Genomic DNA, 16,954 nt, shown 5'->3' on the forward strand with positions numbered 1-16,954 from the left:
GCCCCCAACTCCTCCCCTCGGCCCCCCTCCTCCGCGGCGCCGCCGAACTCGCCGCCGAAATGGGCGCGCGGCAGACCTTCGAGTTCCTGCTCGGGCGGCACCTCGACGCCAACCCGCGGCAGTACACGCTCACCCCGACCGAACTCGCCCGCCTCATGGCCGAGTTGGCGGGCCCCGCCCACACCGCGCTCGACCCGGCCTGCGGCACCGGCGCCCTGCTGCGGGCCGTCACCCCCCGCCCCGGCCAGGAGCTGTACGCCCAGGACAACGCCCCCGAACTCGCCGCCCTCACCGCGCTCCGGCTCGCCCTGCACGCGAAGGTCACCGTGCGCGGCACGGCAGGCGACACGCTGCGCGCCGACGCGTACCCGGCACTGCGGGCCGACGCCGTCCTGTGCCATCCGCCGTTCAACGAGCGGAACTGGGGGCACGACGAACTCGCCTACGACCCCCGCTGGGAGTACGGCTTCCCGGCGCGCAACGAGTCCGAGCTGGCCTGGGTGCAGCACGCGCTCGCCCGGCTCAAGGACGGCGGCACGGCCGTGCTGTTGATGCCGCCGGCCGCGGCCTCCCGACGCTCGGGCCGCCGTATCCGCGCCGACCTGCTGCGGCGCGGGGCGCTGAAGGCGGTCGTGGCGCTGCCGATCGGGGCGGCGCCGCCGTACAACATCCCGTTGCACCTGTGGGTGCTGCGGCGGCCGGAGCGGGCGCCCGCGCAGCCGGAGGTGCTGCTGGTGGACACCGGGCGGTTCGCCACCGAGGGGCGGGGCGGGCCGGACTGGCAGGCCGTGCGGGGGGCGGTGCTGGATGCCTGGAAGGCGTTCGACCGGGCGGGACGGCTGGACGACGAGCCGGGGCTCGCGCGTTCCGTGCCGGTCATCGAACTCCTCGACGACGACGTCGACCTGGCCCCCGCCCGGCACCTCCCGCCCGCGACCGCGGCCGACGGCGCCGACCAGCTCACGGCCGTCCGCGAGCGGCTCGGCGAGACGCTCCGGCTGACCGCCGACCTCACTCCGCCGCCCGTCGACCACCCCGCCGACCAGGAGCGGCCCACGCGCTGGCCGCTCACCACGATCGGTGAACTCGCGCGCGGGGGCGCCCTGGTGCTGCGTACCGGGGGAAACGGCGGCCACGCGCGTGTGCCCGTTCTCACCGACCATGACGTCCTCGCCGGAACGGCCCCTTCCGGGCTGCTCCCCGAGAGCGACGAGGACGCCGTCCTCACCGAGCCCGGCGATGTCGTCGTCCCGGTGCTCGGCGGCGGCTCGATGGCGCGCGTCATCGACGACACGACCAAGGGCGCCGCCCTGGGCCGCAGCCTGGTGCTGCTGCGGCCCGATCCCGCGTCGCTGGACCCGTGGTTCCTCGCCGGGTTCCTGCGCGGCACCGCCAACAACCGCCAGGCCAGCAGCTACGCGTCGACGGCCACCCGACTCGACGTGCGCAGGCTCCAGTTGCCGCGGCTGCCCCTGGACGAACAGCGCCGCTACGGTGCCCGGTTCCGCGCCCTGGAGGACTTCGAGCGCGCGCTGCGGCAGGCGGGCCGGCTCGGCGAGCAGCTCGTGCGCGGGATGTACGACGGGCTGACGGACGGGACGGTCACGCCCGGCTGAGGCCCCGTCGCGCTCCGGAAGGCCGGGCTCCGTGGCCACCGTCGGCACCTGCGATGTCGTATCAAGTGATCAGCACGACAACGGTTCGGTACAACCCGGGACCGCTTGTCGGTGTGGGCCTATACGCTCGAAGCGACAATCGCACGACCGCCCTCCGAAGGCACTTGGAGCAGCCATGCAAGGCCACGGCTACCCACAGCCCGTGAAGCAGCCGCCGCCCACCGCGGCGCTGGTCTTCCTGCGCGTGCTGTTCGTGGGAATCTCGGTGTTCAGCATCGGGTTCCTGGCCTGGGTGATGCTCCTGCGGCTGGCCATCGTCACCCGAAAGTCCCTGGACTGGGGCCTGTTGGTGGCCGCGACGGCGGCGGACGTGCTCAGCATCGTGCTGCTCGGCTCCGAGCCCGGCGAGGAGGTCCACACCAACGGCGGCTATCTGGGCATCACCCTGCTCCTGGGCACCCTGGTGGCGGCGGCCGTGTACTACCTGGCGGCGGACATACGCCACTTCCAGCGGCTGCGTGAGGGCGCATACGCAGGGCAGCCGTCCCCGGCGTACGGCTACCCGCAGCCCGCGCAGTCGGCTCAGCCCCCGTCGCCGTACACGGCGACGACCTCGCCGCAGCACACCCCGCCGCCGATACCCCACACACCCGTGCCGCAGCACACCCCGCCCCCGATGCCCCGCACCCCGGCCCCGCAGCCGCCCCTGTCCACCCCGCCGCCGCAGCGTCCCGCGCCCGCCCGTATCGACCAAGTGCGCGCCGAGCTCGATGAGTTGAGTGACTATCTGCGCAAGCACGACGAGAGCGGACGGTGACCGTGGCGGCAGGGCGTGTCGTCGCCGACCGCTACGAACTGTCCACGCTCATCGGGCAGGGCGGCATGGGCCAGGTCTGGACGGCGTACGACCGGCGGCTCGACCGGCGCGTGGCGGTGAAGCTGCTGCGCCCCGACAAGGTGGCGGGCCAGGAGGCCGACGAGCTGCGCCGCCGCTTCGTGCGCGAGTGCCGGGTGACCGCGCAGGTCGACCACCCCGGCCTGGTCACGGTGCACGACGCGGGCAGCGAGGGCGAGGAGTTGTTCCTCGTCATGCAGTACGTCGACGGCGCGGACCTCTCCGACCATCTCGCCGAGCACGACCCGTACCCGTGGCAGTGGGCGGTCTCGGTCGCCGCGCAACTGTGCGCGGTGCTGAGCGCCGTGCACGCCGTGCCGATCGTCCACCGTGACCTCAAGCCGCGCAACGTGATGGTGAAGCAGGACGGCACGGTCACCGTCCTCGACCTGGGCGTCGCCTCCGTCATGGACGCCGACACCACCCGCCTCACCCACACCGGCACGCCGATCGGCTCGCCCGCCTACATGGCGCCCGAGCAGGCGATGGGCGGCGCGGTCGGCCCGTACACCGACCTGTACGCGCTCGGTGTGCTCCTGCACGAACTCCTCAGCGGGGACGTGCCGTTCGCGGGTTCGACGGCGCTCGGCGTGCTGCACCGGCACCTGTACGAGCCGCCGGTGCCCGTCCGCCGTATCCGCCCCGAAGTCCCCGAGCCGCTCGAGGCGCTCGTCCTGCACCTCCTCGCCAAGGACCCGCAGCACCGGCCCGGCTCCGCGCAGGAGGTGTACGAGCGCCTGGCGCTGCTGCTGCCCGCGCGCGGGATGCCCAGCGGGGCGCCGCTCGACCCCACGCGCCCGTTCACGCGCCCGCACGCCCCCTGGCCGGACCGCGCCCGCACCCCCGCGCCGCAGCCCGCCCCGCTCGCGCCGACCCCCGCCGAGAAACCCGATGTCGCCGCCGCCGTCGACGAGGTCAAGCGGCTGCTCGGCGAGGGCCGTATCACGCAGGCTGTCGACATCCTCGGCGCGATCCTGCCCACGGCCGCCGAGCAGCACGGCGTGCACTCCCCGGTCGTCCGCACCCTGCGCAAGCAGTACGCGGCGACGCTCATGGACGACGGCCAGTACCGGCGCGCACTGCCCGAACTGCGCCGCCTCGCCGACGAACGCGCCGCCGAGGCAGGCCCGTCCGACCCGCAGTCCCTGCGCTACCGCTACGAGGCCGCCCAGTGCCTGGAGTCGCTCGGCGAACCGGCGGCGGCCCTCGCGGAGTACCGCGCGCTGTTGCCGTACTACGAGAACCAGTACGTCGCCGGCGACCCCGAACTCGCCCACGAGGTCCGCCGCCGCGTGGGCCACCTGCTCCTCGCCCTCGGCGACCGCGGCGCGGCCCACGAGACCCTCGCCCGCCTCCTGGCCGACGTCGAACGCCGCCACGGCCCCGGACACCCGCTCGCGGGCGACATCCGACGGACCTTGCAGTGGCTGGGGCAGGTGCGGGGCTAGCACCCTCAGCCGCTAGATTTTGCCGAGTACATTCAAGCCACGCGCAACACCAGTCACGTACGAACCAGGGGTGGGGTCTTCCATGTCCGAGCACCGGCAGTCGAAGAAGCGCAGATACATAGCCTGGGGCGTCGCCGGTGCCGCCGTCGTCGCCGGCGGCGGTATCGCCGCGACGAACTCGATGGCCGCCACCGCCTGGCCCGCGCAGAAGACCTACACCGGCCGCGCGTTCGACACCTGCGCCGCGCCCTCCCTCGCCGCGATGAAGGCCTGGCACACCGACGGGGCCTACGGCGCCGCCGCCGTCTACATCGGCGGCAAGAACCGCGGCTGCAGCCAGCCCAACCTCACCGCCTCCTGGGTCAAGACCCTCAGCACGGTCGGCTGGAAGTTCATCCCGCTCTACGTCGGCTCGCAGCCGTCCTGCGGTTCCGGCGGCTCGGTGAAGATCAGCGCCTCCACCGCCGCGTCCGTCGGCAAGAGCGAGGCGGACGACGCGGTGGCCAAGGCCTCGGCGCTCGGCATGAAGGCCGGCAGCCCGATCTACCTGGACATGGAGTCGTACGACACGACGAACACGGCCTGCAACAACGCCGTCCTGACGTACGTCCGCGCCTTCGACAAGGAACTGCACGCCAAGATCTACCGCACCGGCTACTACGGCTTCACCAGCTCCAGCGCCAAGGCGATCGCGACGGCGACCAACAAGACGGACCTGCCGGGCAACCTCTGGTACGCGCTGTGGGACAAGACGTACACCACGACCTCGGACTGGCCCTGGGGCTCCACCCAGTTCACCAACCACAGCCGGGCCCACCAGTACATGGTCAACAGCAAGGAGACGCGCGGCGGTTACACGATCACCGTGGACCGTGACGCGTGGGACGCGCCGGTGGCCATCACCGGCTGACCGGTCGCCGTCGCCGGCAGAGCCCCACGCGTGCGTGCCGGTGCCCGAAGTCCTGGTGAATCGTTGGTCGAATGGGTTGGCCACAGGCGACCCACTGCCTAACATCGATCACCGCAAGACTTTGTGCACCGTCGCACAATCTCCAACGGGAGGCTCCCTTGCACCGCCGCCGTCGCACCGCGCTCGTCCTCACCGCCGTGATCGCCGCTACGGCACCCGCCCTGACCGCCTGCGGAAGCGACGCGCATCCGGGCGCGGCGGCTGTCGTCGGCGGTCAGCGCATCACCGTCGGGCAACTGCAGAGCAGGGTCAACGAGGTGCGTACGGCCCAGCGGGCGGCCGTACAGGACGAGGCACAGTACGAGCGGGCCATCGCCACCACCGGCGGCCTCACCCGCGAGACGCTCTACGGCATGGTCTTCGACAAGGTCGTGCACCGCGCCGCGCAGGACGCCGGAGTCACGGTCACCCGCAAGGACATCCAGGACATGCGGGCCGGCCTCGCCCAGCAGGCGGGCGGCTCCAAGGCCCTGGAGGCGACCTGGCTGGCACAGTACGGCGTCCCCCCGAAGCGCCTCGACGAGAACCTCCGCCTCCAGGTAGAGGGCCGCAAACTCGCCGCCGAACTCGGCACCGACACCACCCAGCCCGCCTTCTGGAAGGCCCTCTCCCAGGCCTCCAAGGAACTCCACGTCGACCTCAACCCGCGCTACGGCACGTGGGACGTGGAGAAGAGCAGCCGCGTGGACGCCAAGACGCCCTGGGTGCGAGAGGTGACCGCGGCGCAGACGAAGCAGGCGGCGTAACGGTACGGCGGACCCGATGTCCACAGGGGTGCCGGTCGGCCTGTGGACAACTCCGGGGCTGTCGGCGGCGTGGGTTACGTTCGAAGGGTGAACGCAACCAGTCCCGCTCCCGAGGGCATCCCCGCCCCCACCCCCGGCCGCATCGTCCTGCTCACCACCAGCCACCGCGTCGCCCCCGGCCTGCTGTCCTGGCCCGCGTGGCAGACGCTGCGCGAAGCCGACCAGGTGCTGTGCGCGGACGGCGGGCATCCGCAGCTGCCGTATCTGTACGAGGCCGGGATACAGGTGGACGAGGCGTCCCCGACCGCCGAGGAACTGGTGGCGGCCTGCGCGGACGGCCACACGGTCGTCGTGATCGCGTCGGGCGAGGGCGAACCGGCCCTGACCGACGGCCTGGCCCGCCTCGCCGGCTCCGGCCGCGTCCAGATGCCCGAGCTGGAACTCCTCCCCGCCTCCTACGACCTGCCGGGCGCCCGTCTCCTCGACCTCGTCCAGGTCATGGACCGCATCCGAGCCGAGTGCCCGTGGTCCTCCCAGCAGACCCACAAGGGCCTGGCGAAGTACGGCATCGAGGAGGCGTACGAACTCGTCGAGGCGATCGAGGACGGCGACCGCGACGAACTGCGCGAGGAGTTGGGCGACGTCCTGCTCCAGGTCGTCTTCCACGCCCGCATCGCGGAAGAGGACCCCGACACCCCCTTCTCCATCGACGACGTGGCCGCCGGCATCGTCACCAAGCTGATCCACCGCCACCCGCACGTCTTCGGCGACGAGACGGCGTCGACTCCCGAGGAGGTCAAGGCGCATTGGCTGCGCACGAAGGCGATAGAGAAACAGCGCACCTCCGTCACCGAGGGCGTCCCCATGGGCCAGCCAGGCCTCGCCCTCGCGGCGAAGCTGGCATCACGCGTGCGGACGGCGGGACTTGAGGTACCGCTGCCGAAGGGCGACGACGGCATCGGGTACGAGCTGCTGGCGTTGGCGGTGCGCGCGGAGGCGGACGGGGTGGATCCGGAGGCGGCGTTGCGGGCGGCCGGGCGGGCTTATCGGGATGCGATCAGGGAGAGGGAGACCGGTACGGGGACGGTGACCGAGGACTGACTCCGGTCCGGGCGTCGGTGACCGAGGGCTGACTCCGGCGCAGGCGCCGATGCCCGAGCACCGCCGTCGAGGAGGGCCGGGGCCTGTCCTCGACGGCGGCAGTCAGACCGATGCCGCCCGGCGTCCGGTCTCGGCCTGACGGTCCGGCGTTACATCAGGTGCCCGGACTTCAGGTGCCGAGTGAAGAACTGGGCCGCCGAGTCCCCCGCGAACTGCGGGACGCCGGTGTGACCGCCCATATTGGCGTGCAGGGACTTCTCCTCGGAGCCGAAGGCGTCGAACAGGTCCAGGGCCGCCTGCCGGTCGTTGCCTTCGTCGTCCCACTGCAGCAGGACATGCAGGGGAATGGTGACCCGGCGGGCCTCCTCGAACATGGCGCGCGGCACGAGACTCCCGGCGAAGAGACCGGCGGCCACGATGCGCGGTTCGACCACCGCGAGCCGGATTCCGATGGAGATCACTCCCCCCGAGTACCCGACCGGGCCGCCGATCTCGGGCAGCGACAGGAGGGCGTCCAGGGCGGCCTGCCATTCCGGGACCGCCTTGTCGACCAGCGGAAGGACGAGGGCGTCGACGATCTCGTCGCTGACCGACTCGCCGGCCTCCATCGCCCGGCGCAGGGCGGCGCGGGCTTCCTCGACGGCGTCCCAGCGGGGCCGGTCGCCGCTTCCGGGGAGCTCGATGGTGGCCGTGGCGAAACCCTCCGCCGCGGACTGCCGGGCCCGTGCCACCAGCCGGGGGTACATCCTGCGCAAGCCGAGTGGGGGGTGGCCGAGCAGGATCAGCGGCGCCGGTGAGGAGGCGGGCGTCCACAGGATGCCGGGGATCTCGCCGAGGGTGAATTCGCGCTCGAGGACGCCGTCGTCGAGGCGTTGTTCGGAAGTGACATGCATGGTCGTGCCTTTCGGGAGTGCGCAGAGTGGCGCTCCCGGACGACCTATCGCCCGACCGTGACCCCGGAGGGGAGCACCCATGTCGAAACTGTGTTCACGGGTACCACCTCCTCGTTCTCTCGCACGGCCTCCGGGAACGTAGCAGGGGCCGCCGTGGCCCGCCAACGGGTTTTCGCGGGCCGGGACGTGCGGATGACGCACGTATATAGAGGAGCACCTCCGGTACATGAGTACATGGAGGAGCCCCTCCGCCCATGGAGGAGCCGTTCCGCCCTCTGCATAAAGTCGGGCCATGCACCACGACGAGCCTCGCGCCCCCGAACTCTTCACCTGGGAGTTCGCCACCGACCCCTACCCCGCCTACGCCTGGCTCCGCGAACACGCCCCCGTGCACAAAACCCGGCTCCCCAGCGGAGTCGAGGCCTGGCTGGTCACCCGGCACGCCGACGCCAAGCAGGCCCTCGCCGACCCGCGCCTGTCCAAGAACCCCGCGCACCACGACGAACCGGCCCACGCGAAGGGCAAGACCGGCATCCCGGGTGAGCGCAAGGCCGAGTTGATGACGCATCTGCTGAACATCGACCCGCCGGACCACACTCGCCTGCGTCGTCTGGTGAGCAAGGCGTTCACGCCCCGCCGTGTGGCCGAATTCGCGCCCCGGGTGCAGGAGTTGACGAACGATCTGATCGACGGGTTCGCGCGGACCGGCTCCGCCGACCTCATCCACGACTTCGCGTTCCCGCTCCCCATCTACGCCATCTGCGATCTGCTGGGCGTCCCCCGCGAGGACCAGGACGACTTCCGCGACTGGGCGGGCATGATGATCCGGCACGGGGGAGGACCGCGGGGCGGAGTCGCCCGGTCCGTGAAGAAGATGCGCGGCTATCTCGCCGAACTCATCCACCGCAAGCGCGAGGCCCTCCCCGACAGCCCGGAACCCCTCCCCGGCGAGGACCTCATCTCCGGCCTGATCCGCGCCTCGGACCACGGCGAGCACCTCACCGAGAACGAGGCCGCCGCCATGGCCTTCATCCTGCTCTTCGCCGGGTTCGAGACGACCGTCAACCTCATCGGCAACGGCACGTACGCCCTCCTCACCCACCCCGAGCAGCGCACCCGCCTCCAGAAGTCCCTGGCCGCCGGTGAACACGACCTCCTCGAAACCGGCGTCGAGGAACTCCTGCGCTACGACGGCCCGGTGGAGCTCGCGACCTGGCGCTTCGCCACCCGCCCCGTCACCCTCGGCGGGCAGGACATCGCGGCCGGCGACCCCGTGCTCGTCGTGCTGGCCGCCGCGGACCGTGATCCGCAGCGGTTCGCCGATCCCGACGTGCTCGATCTCGGACGGCGTGACAATCAACACCTCGGCTACGGCCACGGCATCCACTACTGCCTCGGCGCCCCGCTCGCCCGCCTGGAGGGCCAGACCGCGCTCGCCACCCTCCTCACCCGCCTCCCCGACCTCCAACTCGCCGCGGACCCGGCCGACTTGCGCTGGCGCGGCGGCCTCATCATGCGCGGACTGCGCACACTGCCCGTGGAGTTCACCCCCCGAGCGGGCACTCCAACTCCGTAGACCTGGACCGAACAGGTCATCTCGCCCCGTAAACCCGAAGGTGACACTTCTTCAACTCTGTGATCTTCACGTGATCTACGTGGCATTAACTTGTGACAAGTGATCGACTGCGGCTACGTTCGAATACCAGCGCGGCGCCCCGCATCATCCGCCGCGCGGTCCCCCCGCTGTCACGCGAAAGGCCTCCGCATGCTCTCCGGGAACGGTCGTCACCGTCGCCCCCGTCAGGCTCCGGCGCTCCTCGTCGCGGCCGGCGTGACCGGCTCCGCCATCGCCATCCCGCTCCTCGGCGCCGCCGCCGCGAACGCCGCCGACGGCACCACCTGGGACAAGGTGGCCCAGTGCGAGAGCGGCGGCTCCTGGAGCGAGAACAGCGGCAACGGCTACTACGGCGGGCTGCAGCTGACCCAGGACGACTGGGCGAAGTACGGCGGCCTCGACTACGCCCCGAGCGCCGACCTGGCCAGCCGCTCCCAGCAGATAGCCGTCGCCGAGAAGATCCTCGACGACCGCGGCACGTCCCCCTGGATGACCTGCGCCCTGCTCTCCGGCCTCACCACGACCTCGGGTTCGACGGGCGTCGACACGGGCGTCGCGAGCGACTCGCCGTCGTCCGACGCGACGGACTCCGCAGGCTCCTCCGACCCCACCGCGTCCTCCGGACTGTCCGACTCCGGCACCACGGACTCGACTTCGTCCGATACGTCCGACTCCTCCACCGGCGACCCGTCGAGCAGCCCCTCGCCCACCGCGACGGAAAACTCCACAGACTCCACCAAGTCCGACAAGTCCACCAGTCCTTCGGCGAGCGACGGCTCGGTCACCGCATCTCCGAAACTCGATGAATCGGACAACTCGGAGCAGGCGGTGGGCAAGTGGAGCCTCGTCGACACCGGCGCGCTCGACGGTGGCGTGAGTGAGCAGAGTGTCGGCAAGCATCGTGGAGCCGGCGCCGAGGAAAGCGTGGCGGCGCAGTCGTACACGGTCCGCGCCGGCGACTCCCTCGCGTCCATCGCCGACTCCCTTGGCTACGACGGCGGATGGCGTGCGCTCTACGCCGAGAACAAAAAGGTGATAGGCGCCGATCCGACCCAGATCGCCGCCGGTCAGACCTTGGACGTCGGTACGGAAGCGGGCGAAAAGTAGCAAGCGGGCAGCGGGAGTTCACGTCATGCTTCGCGCTGGAATGTCCGGTTTGATCAAAGTGTGGGATGAGTCTCAGAAGCCCTGATCGTCTTTGAAATTCCGCCGATTCCGTGTCTACGGTCAAGGCCGCTCGTCACCACGAGCCCCGGCTGCCGCACACGCCGAGTCCTGCCAGCGGCCTCCGGGAACAGTCGTCGCGTCAAGCGCCGTAGGCAGGAGCGGGGGACCCAAGGTAAGTGCCGGGCCCGGGAGTCGAGAGACACCGGAACCGGCTTGGGGTTAAGTCGCGCACCGAGAGGTGTGCGGCCGGGCAACTCACACGGCCCGAACCCGACAGCTCACCTCGTAGGCGTCGGTGAGGGGATTGGGATTTTCCATGCTGTTTTCCAGCAAGGGCAAGCACCGCCGTCCGTCCAAGGCCACCCGCGTCGCCACGCTCGCCGGCGTGACCGGCGTAGCCATCGCCGCCCCGCTCATGGCGGTCGGCAACGCCTCCGCCGCCACCGCGTCCGAGTGGGACACGGTCGCCAGCTGCGAGTCCGGCGGCAACTGGTCCATCAACACCGGCAACGGCTACTACGGCGGTCTGCAGTTCTCCGCCTCGACGTGGGCCGCGTACGGCGGCACCGCCTACGCCTCCACCGCGAACCAGGCCTCCAAGTCCCAGCAGATAGCGGTCGCCGAGAAGGTTCTCGCGGCCCAGGGCAAGGGCGCCTGGCCCGTCTGCGGCACCGGCCTCTCCGGCGCCACGTACTCGGGCGGCAGCTCCAGCTCGTCGAACAGCTCGTCCGGCACCAGCTCTTCCAAGAGCACCACCGAGCGCTCCACGTCCAACACGACCGCCTCCCGCTCCGCCGAGCGCCCGGCCGCCAAGAAGACCGTCACCACCCCGACCGGCAAGAAGGTCAAGAAGGGTGACGGCGAGTACAAGGTCGTCAAGGGCGACAGCCTCAGCACCATCGCCGAGAAGCACAAGGTGAAGGGCGGCTGGCAGCAGCTGTTCAAGCTGAACAAGGACATCATCGACGACGCGGACGTCATCTACCCGGGTCAGCAGCTGCACCTTAAGTAGCACTCAGCTGAACCACAGCGCCCTCACATCCGTGGACTCCATCATGGAGACCTCGTGAGGGTCACCCCCGTCCCCCACGGGCTCCCCGCTCCGGTGCGTGTTCCCCCGTACGCACCGGGGCGGGGCTTTTTTTGTGCTCCGCTTCTGCAAGCCGCGCGCATTTTTACCGGACTCTTTGTTCCGTTCGGAAACAATTTACTCTCGGTTCTGTCCAACAGACGGCCGACCGGATGGCCAATCGCCCGGAGCCGGTTAGGCTCGTCTCGCAGAGCCGCTGCGGTGTTGCCGTAGCCGCGTCAGACCCCAAGAAGGAGATGCTCGTGCCGTCCATCGACGTCGTCGTAGCCCGGGAAATCCTGGACTCCCGAGGCAACCCCACGGTCGAGGTCGAGGTCGGCCTCGACGACGGCAGCACGGGTCGTGCCGCCGTTCCGTCCGGCGCCTCCACGGGTGCCTTCGAAGCCGTCGAGCTGCGTGACGGCGACCCCAACCGCTACGGCGGCAAGGGTGTCGAGAAGGCCGTACTCGCCGTCATCGAGCAGATCGGCCCGGAGCTCGTCGGCTACGACGCCACCGAGCAGCGCCTGATCGACCAGGCGATGTTCGACCTGGACGCCACCGACAACAAGGGCTCGCTCGGCGCCAACGCCATCCTCGGCGTCTCCCTCGCCGTCGCGCACGCCGCCTCCGAGGCCTCCGACCTCCCCCTCTTCCGCTACCTGGGCGGCCCGAACGCGCACCTGCTGCCCGTTCCGATGATGAACATCCTGAACGGCGGCTCGCACGCCGACTCGAACGTGGACATCCAGGAGTTCATGATCGCCCCGATCGGCGCGGAGTCCTTCTCCGAGGCGCTGCGCTGGGGCGCCGAGGTCTACCACACCCTCAAGAAGGTGCTGAAGACCAAGGGCCTGTCCACCGGCCTCGGCGACGAGGGCGGCTTCGCCCCGAACCTGGAGTCCAACCGCGCCGCCCTCGACCTCATCCTCGAGGCCATCAAGCAGGCCGGTTACATCCCCGGCGAGCAGATCGCGCTCGCGCTCGACGTCGCCGCGTCCGAGTTCTACAAGGACGGCAAGTACGAGTTCGAGGGCAAGTCCCGCTCGGCCGCCGAGATGACCGAGTACTACGAGGAGCTCGTGGCGGCCTACCCGCTCGTCTCCATCGAGGACCCGCTGTACGAGGACGACTGGGCCGGCTGGAAGGTCATCACCGACCGCATCGGCGACAAGGTCCAGATCGTCGGCGACGACCTCTTCGTCACCAACCCCGAGCGCCTCGCCCGCGGCATCGAGGAGGGCACGGCCAACGCCCTGCTCGTCAAGGTGAACCAGATCGGCTCGCTGACCGAGACCCTGGACGCCGTCGAGATGGCCCAGCGCAACGGCTTCAAGTGCATGATGTCCCACCGCTCCGGCGAGACCGAGGACGTCACCATCGCGGACCTCGCCGTCGCGGTGAACTGCGGCCAGATCAAGACCGGCGCCCCGGCCCGCTCGGACCGCGTCGCCAAGTACAACCAGCTGCTCCGCATCGAGGAGATCCTCGACGACGCGGCGGAGTACGCGGGCCGCAGCGCCTTCCCGCGCTTCAAGGGCTGACCCTCCCGGGGTTCCACCGGGTCAATCCTTAGCCAGTCGTACGTACGTCCCCGCACCGGTCCCGTACCGTGTGCGGGGACGTACGCACGTGTGAAGGGGAGGCGGGACATGGCCGTGAAGGACCGGGACCGGTTCTCCACCGCGACCAGGCTCAAGCTGCTCGGCGAGCAGACGGCGGCCCGTGTCTACCGCTCCCAGACCAAACGGCAGGCCCGCCGTTCCCGGCTCACCGGCCGGGCGGCCCTCCTCGCCCTGGTGCTGTGCTCGCTGATCGTGGCGCTGGCGTACCCGATAAGGCAGTACGTCTCCCAGCGCGCCGAGATCTCCGATCTCCAACGGCAGCAGGAGCAGGCCCGGCAGCGCGTCGAACAGCTCCGCGACCTCAAGGCACGCTGGCAGGACGACTCGTACGCGGAACAGCAGATCCGGCAGCGCCTGCACTATGTGATGCCCGGGGAGACGGGCTACATCGTGATCGACCCGGACGCGGCGAAGCAGTCCCGCGCCGAGCTGGGGGCGGCCGACCGCCCCTGGTACTCGAACGTCTGGGACGGCGTCGACAAGTCCGACGCCTCCGACCAGTGAACCGACAGACACTTCAGAGAGACTTTCGTACCCGCATGGAAACGCCCCCGCCGTCCACCCCGCGCACCGAGCCCACCGACGCGGATGTCGAGGCCTTCAAGCAGCAACTCGGGCGCCCGCCGCGCGGCCTGCGTGCGATCGCACACCGTTGCCCGTGCGGACAGCCGGACGTGGTGGAGACGGCCCCCCGCCTCCCCGACGGCACCCCCTTCCCGACGACGTACTACCTGACGTGCCCGCGCGCCGCCTCGGCGATCGGCACGCTGGAGGCGAACGGTGTCATGAAGGAGATGACGGCGCGGCTGGAGTCGGACCCCGAACTCGCCGCCGCGTACCGCGCCGCCCACGAGGACTACCTCGCCCGCCGCGACGCCATCGAGGTCCTGGAGGGCTTCCCGAGCGCGGGCGGCATGCCGGACCGCGTGAAGTGCCTGCACGTCCTCGTGGGCCACTCCCTGGCCGCGGGCCCGGGCGTCAACCCGCTGGGCGACGAGGCGATCGCGATGCTGCCGGAGTGGTGGGCCAAGGGGCCGTGTGTACAGCCGCTCGCGGCACCGGACCCGGCCGACGAACTGCCCGTCGAGACCGCCGACCCGACCGCGATCCGCAGCACCTTCTTCTCCGAGGTCCCGCTCGTCGCCGACGGCTTCAACCGCGTCGCGGCCGTCGACTGCGGTACGAACTCCATCCGGCTGCTCGTCGCTGACGTGAACCCGGCCACCGGTGAACTTCTGGAGCTGGACCGGCGCATGACGATCGTGCGGCTCGGCCAGGGCGTGGACAAGACCGGCCGGCTCGCCCCCGAGGCACTGGAGCGCACGTTCGCGGCCTGCCGGGAGTACGCACAGGTGATCCGCGAGAAGGGCGCCGAGAAGGTCCGCTTCGTCGCCACCTCCGCCTCCCGCGACGCCTCGAACCGCGACGACTTCGTCCGCGGAGTCCTGGACATCCTCGGCGTCGAACCTGAGGTCATCACCGGCGACGAGGAGGCGGAACTCTCCTTCACGGGCGCGACCGCCGAACTGACCGGCCGCGACGACCTGGCCCTCGCCAAGCCCTACCTCGTCGTGGACATCGGCGGCGGCTCGACGGAGTTCGTGGTCGGCGACGACCAGGTCCGCGCGGCCCGCTCCGTGGACATCGGCTGCGTCCGCATGACCGAGCGCCACCTCGTCCGCGACGGCAAGGTCACGGACCCGCCGACCCCGGACCAGATCACGGCGATGCGCGCGGACATCGAGGCGGCCCTGGACCTCGCCGAACAGACGGTCCCGCTCCGCGAGGCCCGCACCCTGGTGGGCCTGGCCGGCTCGGTCACCACGGTCTCGTCGATCGCCCAGAACCTCCCCGAGTACGACACGGAGGCCATCCACCACTCCCGCGTCTCCTACGACCGCGTCCGCGAGATCACCGAGTCCCTCCTCCGCTCCACCCACGCCGAACGCGCGGCCATCCCCTCCATGCACCCGGGCCGCGTCGACGTCATCGGCGCCGGCGCCCTCGTACTCCTCTCGATCATGGAGCGGGTCGGAGCGACGGAGGTCGTGGTGAGCGAGCACGACATCCTGGACGGGATTGCTTTCTCCACGGCGGCCGAGTCGCGATAGGCGGCGATCCTCGACGGGATCGGATGGTCCTTGGCCCGACCGCTTACAGGTTGCGGTACACGTCCCGTCGGTCGCCCACCTTGACGACGAGGATGACGAGTTCGCCATCGTTGATCTGGTAGGCGACCCGGTAGCTTCCGACCCGCAGCCGGTAGAGCCCCGACGGACCGGTGAGCTTCTTGACGTCGGCGTCCTCGCGATACGGGTCGTCACCGAGTGCGGTCAGCGCGGTCAGGATGCGCATGGCGTCGAGTCGACTGATGGCCCGGAGCTGCCGCTGCGCCGCCGTGGTGAACCGGAACGCGTACTTCACGCGGCGCCTTCACCGTGCTCGGTGAACAGATCCGCCAGCAGCTCGGCCATGGTCACGGTGGGGCCGCTCTCGGCCAGGACCGCTTCGGCCTCTCGGGCCAGCATGACGTCGGCCGCCGCTTCCAGGGCTTCGAAGTCCGCGATCGGCACCACGGCAGCCACCGGAATGCCGTTGCGAGTGATGACCGTCGGGGTGCCTTCCTCGGCCAGGTTGATGCGCTCCGCGAGATGCGCGCGGGCTTCCCGTATGGTCACGGTTTCCTCGGTCATGACGTCAGTGTACGCGCATGTGTGTACACGTGGCCGGATCGAGTCGCCGGACGGGTCCTAGTGCCGGACCCGCACCACCAACTTCCCCGTGGCCCGGTCGTGTTCCATGTCGTCGTGGGCCTGCGCCACCTGCTCCAGGCCGTCGTAGACCCGGTCCACGGGGAAGGACAGCCGGCCGGTGGCGACCGCGTCGAGGATCTCCTGGAAGACCGCCGGGGGCAGGTCGGACGCGTCGCCGAAGTAGCCCGCGAGGCGGACGCCCCTCGGCAGGTACTCGTTCGGGGAGAAGTCGCGCACCGTCCACTGGTTGGAGAGGCTGCCGCCGAAGCAGGCCGTGCCGTGGACGCGTACCGCGCGCAGGGTGTCGGGGAGGGTCGGGGTGCCGACGAGGTCGAGGGCGGCGTCGACGCCGGACGGGTACAACTCGCGTACGGCGGGGGCGACTTCGCCGGTGTCGAGCACGGGGTGGTCGACACCGTGTTCCTTCAGCAGGGCGAGGCGGTCGGGGCGGCGGGTGGTGGACAGCACCGTGGCTCCGCGCCAGGTCGCCAGCGCGGCGGCGGCCAGGCCGACCGAGGAGGTGCCGCCGCGGATCAGCACGGTCTGGCCGGGCCGCAGATCCAGGCCGACGGTGAGCGAGCCGTAGGCGGTCTGCACCATCTCCGGCAGGGCGCCCAGCACCTCCCAGGGCAACTCGGTGTCGACGGGGATGACCTGGGACAGCGGCACCGACGTGTACTCGGCGTAGCCGCCGTCGTAGGTGCGCCCCATGTCGCCCATCATCGCGACGACCTTCTGCCCGGGCGTGAGTCCACTGCCCGCCGGGGCCGCGTCGACCGTGCCGGCTGCCTCGATACCCGGCACCCGGGGGAAGCTGACGCCCTCGCTCACCCCCAACCGGAGCTTCAACTCGGAGCGGTTGAGGCCGAACGCCTCGACGCGGATACGCACCCAGCCGTCCCGCTCGGGCGGCAGCGGGAGGGTGGTCAGGCGCAGGTTCTCGACGGGGCCGGGGGCGGAGAGCCGGACGGCGCGCATGGTGGTCGGCGAGGACGTCATGGGGCTGCCAACGTGCGGCCGTCGCGCCTTCATTCCCGACTCGCCCTGGATCTACGG

16 protein-coding genes, 1 pseudogene and 1 riboswitch are annotated in these 16,954 nt (G+C 70.8%); of the genes and pseudogenes, 13 read left to right on the forward strand and 4 right to left on the reverse strand.

The window, feature by feature from the left end:
• From OO70_RS45390 to OO70_RS45415, 6 genes are all read left to right on the forward strand, one after another.
• On the forward strand, nt 1–1,616 hold a 1,616-nt coding region (locus OO70_RS45390), incomplete at its 5' end, for an N-6 DNA methylase (RefSeq protein ID WP_043685843.1).
• A gap of 202 nt (nt 1,617–1,818) precedes the next feature.
• On the forward strand, nt 1,819–2,433 hold the full coding sequence (locus OO70_RS45395; protein ID WP_324604913.1) for a hypothetical protein: 615 nt from the start codon (nt 1,819–1,821) through the stop codon (nt 2,431–2,433).
• Between the two features lie 38 nt (nt 2,434–2,471).
• Nucleotides 2,472–3,959 carry a serine/threonine-protein kinase gene (locus tag OO70_RS45400; protein ID WP_267881261.1) on the forward strand — a complete coding sequence of 496 codons (1,488 nt, stop codon included), beginning with the start codon at nt 2,472–2,474 and terminating at the stop codon, nt 3,957–3,959.
• Nucleotides 3,960–4,041: 82 nt separating this feature from the next.
• The gene (locus OO70_RS45405) at nt 4,042–4,869 is read left to right on the forward strand and encodes a glycoside hydrolase domain-containing protein (protein WP_043685852.1); all 828 of its coding nucleotides are present in this window, start codon (nt 4,042–4,044) and stop codon (nt 4,867–4,869) included.
• 158 nt (nt 4,870–5,027) lie between these two features.
• Nucleotides 5,028–5,675, forward strand: coding sequence for a SurA N-terminal domain-containing protein (locus OO70_RS45410; RefSeq protein WP_043685856.1), 648 nt, complete (start codon nt 5,028–5,030; stop codon nt 5,673–5,675).
• An 87-nt stretch (nt 5,676–5,762) separates the two neighbouring features.
• Entirely contained in the window at nt 5,763–6,776 is a 1,014-nt protein-coding gene (locus OO70_RS45415) for a nucleoside triphosphate pyrophosphohydrolase (protein WP_043685859.1), read from the forward strand.
• 149 nt (nt 6,777–6,925) lie between these two features.
• Here the strand turns inward: OO70_RS45415 and OO70_RS45420 are convergent, their stop codons facing one another.
• Nucleotides 6,926–7,669 carry an alpha/beta fold hydrolase gene (locus OO70_RS45420; RefSeq protein ID WP_043685862.1) on the reverse strand — a complete coding sequence of 248 codons (744 nt, stop codon included), beginning with the start codon at nt 7,667–7,669 and terminating at the stop codon, nt 6,926–6,928.
• A 292-nt stretch (nt 7,670–7,961) separates the two neighbouring features.
• On the opposite strand from OO70_RS45420, the gene OO70_RS45425 reads away from it, so the two are divergent.
• The 7 genes and pseudogenes from OO70_RS45425 to OO70_RS56395 all read left to right on the forward strand — a co-directional run bounded on the left by OO70_RS45425 (nt 7,962) and on the right by OO70_RS56395 (nt 15,256).
• Nucleotides 7,962–9,245, forward strand: coding sequence for a cytochrome P450 family protein (locus tag OO70_RS45425; protein ID WP_043685865.1), 1,284 nt, complete (start codon nt 7,962–7,964; stop codon nt 9,243–9,245).
• A gap of 189 nt (nt 9,246–9,434) precedes the next feature.
• Nucleotides 9,435–10,391 (forward strand): LysM peptidoglycan-binding domain-containing protein, encoded by a 957-nt coding sequence (locus tag OO70_RS45430; protein WP_043685868.1) that lies wholly within the window; start codon nt 9,435–9,437, stop codon nt 10,389–10,391.
• Nucleotides 10,392–10,585: 194 nt separating this feature from the next.
• A riboswitch (cyclic di-AMP (ydaO/yuaA leader) is annotated at nt 10,586–10,758 on the forward strand.
• 9 nt (nt 10,759–10,767) lie between these two features.
• Nucleotides 10,768–11,463, forward strand: a complete 696-nt coding sequence (locus OO70_RS45435) for a LysM peptidoglycan-binding domain-containing protein (RefSeq protein ID WP_043685871.1) — start codon at nt 10,768–10,770, stop codon at nt 11,461–11,463.
• Between the two features lie 314 nt (nt 11,464–11,777).
• Nucleotides 11,778–13,064, forward strand: coding sequence for a phosphopyruvate hydratase (eno, locus tag OO70_RS45440; protein ID WP_043685874.1), 1,287 nt, complete (start codon nt 11,778–11,780; stop codon nt 13,062–13,064).
• 108 nt (nt 13,065–13,172) lie between these two features.
• Nucleotides 13,173–13,649 (forward strand): FtsB family cell division protein, encoded by a 477-nt coding sequence (locus OO70_RS45445; RefSeq protein WP_019064035.1) that lies wholly within the window; start codon nt 13,173–13,175, stop codon nt 13,647–13,649.
• Nucleotides 13,650–13,684: 35 nt separating this feature from the next.
• Nucleotides 13,685–14,086, forward strand: a pseudogene (locus OO70_RS56390) (DUF501 domain-containing protein); the annotation flags it as partial.
• Between the two features lie 165 nt (nt 14,087–14,251).
• A complete protein-coding gene (locus OO70_RS56395; protein WP_051742234.1) occupies nt 14,252–15,256 on the forward strand; it encodes a Ppx/GppA phosphatase family protein in 1,005 nt (334 codons plus the stop codon).
• Nucleotides 15,257–15,299: 43 nt separating this feature from the next.
• Here OO70_RS56395 and OO70_RS45455 read toward each other — a convergent pair whose 3' ends face one another.
• The 3 genes from OO70_RS45455 to OO70_RS45465 are packed head-to-tail and all read right to left on the reverse strand — an operon-like array spanning nt 15,300 to nt 16,897.
• Nucleotides 15,300–15,569 carry a type II toxin-antitoxin system RelE family toxin gene (locus OO70_RS45455; protein ID WP_003990768.1) on the reverse strand — a complete coding sequence of 90 codons (270 nt, stop codon included), beginning with the start codon at nt 15,567–15,569 and terminating at the stop codon, nt 15,300–15,302.
• Entirely contained in the window at nt 15,566–15,838 is a 273-nt protein-coding gene (locus OO70_RS45460) for a type II toxin-antitoxin system Phd/YefM family antitoxin (protein WP_043685882.1), read from the reverse strand. Before OO70_RS45460 ends, OO70_RS45455 begins: the two co-directional genes overlap by 4 nt.
• 57 nt (nt 15,839–15,895) lie before the next feature.
• Nucleotides 15,896–16,897 (reverse strand): zinc-binding dehydrogenase, encoded by a 1,002-nt coding sequence (locus OO70_RS45465; RefSeq protein WP_106971890.1) that lies wholly within the window; start codon nt 16,895–16,897, stop codon nt 15,896–15,898.
• Nucleotides 16,898–16,954: the final 57 nt, after the last annotated feature.

Source organism: Streptomyces xylophagus, from assembly GCF_000716435.1.
Lineage (GTDB): Bacteria > Actinomycetota > Actinomycetes > Streptomycetales > Streptomycetaceae > Streptomyces > Streptomyces xylophagus.

Excerpts from the sequence above, each read along its gene's own strand:
- OO70_RS45405 (WP_043685852.1), top strand. The coding sequence starts at position 4,042 with ATGTCCGAGCACCGGCAGTCGAAGAAGCGCAGATACATAGCCTGGGGC.
- OO70_RS45420 (WP_043685862.1), bottom strand. The coding sequence starts at position 7,669 with ATGCATGTCACTTCCGAACAACGCCTCGACGACGGCGTCCTCGAGCGC.
- OO70_RS45425 (WP_043685865.1), top strand. The coding sequence starts at position 7,962 with ATGCACCACGACGAGCCTCGCGCCCCCGAACTCTTCACCTGGGAGTTC.
- OO70_RS45430 (WP_043685868.1), top strand. The coding sequence starts at position 9,435 with ATGCTCTCCGGGAACGGTCGTCACCGTCGCCCCCGTCAGGCTCCGGCG.
- OO70_RS45435 (WP_043685871.1), top strand. The coding sequence starts at position 10,768 with ATGCTGTTTTCCAGCAAGGGCAAGCACCGCCGTCCGTCCAAGGCCACC.
- eno (WP_043685874.1), top strand. The coding sequence starts at position 11,778 with ATGCTCGTGCCGTCCATCGACGTCGTCGTAGCCCGGGAAATCCTGGAC.
- OO70_RS45445 (WP_019064035.1), top strand. The coding sequence starts at position 13,173 with ATGGCCGTGAAGGACCGGGACCGGTTCTCCACCGCGACCAGGCTCAAG.
- OO70_RS45460 (WP_043685882.1), bottom strand. The coding sequence starts at position 15,838 with ATGACCGAGGAAACCGTGACCATACGGGAAGCCCGCGCGCATCTCGCG.
- OO70_RS45465 (WP_106971890.1), bottom strand. The coding sequence starts at position 16,897 with ATGACGTCCTCGCCGACCACCATGCGCGCCGTCCGGCTCTCCGCCCCC.